This window comes from Furfurilactobacillus entadae, assembly GCF_045862745.1.
Lineage (GTDB): Bacteria > Bacillota > Bacilli > Lactobacillales > Lactobacillaceae > Furfurilactobacillus > Furfurilactobacillus entadae.
Map to the genome: position 1 here is coordinate 1 of NZ_BQXN01000068.1, position 348 is coordinate 348.

At 45.7% G+C, this 348-nt stretch carries 1 protein-coding gene; it reads left to right on the plus strand.

Annotation, left to right across the window (positions count from 1 at the left end):
* The coding region (locus ACKTR5_RS11790; RefSeq protein ID WP_407881705.1) for an IS3 family transposase at positions 1–348 on the plus strand (348 nt) is incomplete at both ends.

Sequence of the window (348 nt, forward strand, 5' to 3'; positions counted from 1 at the left end):
ATTACGCTAGACAAACCGGCACGAACACAACTGCGGATGCCCAGTTAATTCAGGCGATTGACGAAGCTAAACGCGGTAATAAACATTACGGTTATCGCCGTGTAACGGCTGAATTGCATCAACAAGGTTTCAACGTAAATCATAAGCACGTCTTACGTTTGATGCATCAGATGGCCTGTCTATCGACAGCCTACAACCGTAAAACGCGTAAATATAATTCCTATCAAGGACAGGTGGGCAAACTAGCGCCTAACCGACTTCGTCGACGCTTCAAAACCGATCGACCATATCAAAAGTTGGTCGCCGATGTGAGTGAATTTCGCTATGGTGGCCGATCAATTAATGAAC